This is a genomic window from Aeromonas aquatica, assembly GCF_000764655.1.
Taxonomy (GTDB): Bacteria; Pseudomonadota; Gammaproteobacteria; order Enterobacterales; family Aeromonadaceae; genus Aeromonas; species Aeromonas aquatica.
Genome location: NZ_JRGL01000065.1, coordinates 1 through 1,595 on the forward strand (window position 1 = coordinate 1; position 1,595 = coordinate 1,595).

Here is a 1,595-nt window from a genome sequence, read left to right on the forward strand (position 1 = left end):
AGCCTGCACTGTCTGGAGAGTTTCTTGCGGGAAAAAAAGTGGGGTCGGGAGGCTTGGGAACAGGCTTCGACCTTGGAACTGTGAAAACTAAATCTGTAAAAGCTCATAGATTAGTTAATTATGCTGTTGCCAGTTTATGCGCGGCGTGTCCTATTTTTAATATCTAATTGATATTATTTAGAGTTACGCCAAGTTGGGATGTAAATCACAAACGGTCAATCTCAATTCTAGATCGTAGCTTTCTCACGTCAGACTCAATTTGTTGCATTGCTTCATTCATTAAATGGTGGGTGTTTTTAGCAAGTCGATCTAGTATTGGACTTATCTCTTCGTTGGCTTCCGCCTCACTCATCCCGGCTCCCATTGAATTACCTTTAGCCAAATCGGCTTCTTTAATATACTCAGCGACATCCGAACGTAGTTTTATGAATTTTAACTCAAGGTCATTAGATATATACAGCTGGTCGTTCATAATTATTGTTTTTAACTTATTATAAGTGGTGATATATACATGCCCCCATTCCTCTGTCAGCTCTATCAAAAAGTCTTCATTCATTCCTGTGAAATATTCATTCTTTATCTTAAGGAGCTCCGAATAAGTCTGTATGCGACTCTTAAAAAAATTCTGGTAAACCTCGATAGATATTCCACTGAATTGTTCTCTATCTTTCATTTCTGATTCAGCTCGTTTTTTGAAGTTTTCAATGGAAAAGTTATGCTTGGACTTCAAAATTTCTAGTTCTTGAGAGTATTTTGCAGTTGTTTGTTCTGCAATTCTATCTGTCCAAATTTTGCCAAGAAAATGTGCGAAGCCTGCAATTATGACTGAAGCGCCACCTAATGATGCAAGTATTGAAGCTGCCGTTTCTAGATACATATAGCGTTCCTATGTTTAATGACGCCCTTCGCAGGGAAAAAATAACTTTACTACTGCTCTAGCCACCGAATTGCTACTGTGAGTGTGCAGATGACATTCCTTGTCATTGGTAGGCCTTGCGTGGAGCTTGGGTATCATGCGGAAATCGTATCTCAAACAGTGCTGGTTGTTGAGTGTAATGAACACTGAATCAGGAGGGGATCACAGATTTGTTGGGACTACATGGGCAAAGTGAGTAGGGGACAAGCCCCACTCAGACTATGAAGCGCAAGCACACACCAGGGAGCTGCTCTGAAGCCCTTGGTACGATCACGATAACTTCGTGACGGCAACTGACAACGCATACTCATAGAGCGATACAGAAGGGACCTCTGAACAGGCCAGTTTTAGGTCTTCACTGATCTGCTTGGCAATGATTATCCCACGTACTGTCTGCCCCGGCTCAGCATGGTTCTTCTTGATCCAACTGATGTATCTCAATAGCTGGCCAACAACGCGGTCATAGCCCTTAGACACCTTGAGCTCGATAACAACATAGTTGCCAGTACCATCAACAGCTAGCAGGTCGATGAAGCGGCCACCCACTGGGAACTCCACACCAGTGATCCCTTCATCCATATAGAGCTTTAGCGAGGGTTCAATGATGTGCAGATTCTTGGCTAAGTAGTCCCTCAGGTCATGTTCGTAGGCAAACTCGCTGGAGCCCTCGAGCGGTGTG

2 protein-coding genes are annotated in these 1,595 nt (G+C 43.2%); both read right to left on the reverse strand.

All coding sequences use genetic code 11. The annotated features are described in order from the left end of the window. Nucleotides 1–205 precede the first annotated feature (205 nt). The gene (locus tag LG30_RS0107810; protein ID WP_152599111.1) at nucleotides 206–877 is read right to left on the reverse strand and encodes a hypothetical protein; all 672 of its coding nucleotides are present in this window, start codon (nucleotides 875–877) and stop codon (nucleotides 206–208) included. Nucleotides 878–1,186: 309 nt separating this feature from the next. Beyond that, nucleotides 1,187–1,595, reverse strand: a 409-nt coding sequence (locus LG30_RS0107815) for an endonuclease NucS domain-containing protein (RefSeq protein ID WP_033130148.1), incomplete at its 5' end; no start/stop codon positions are given.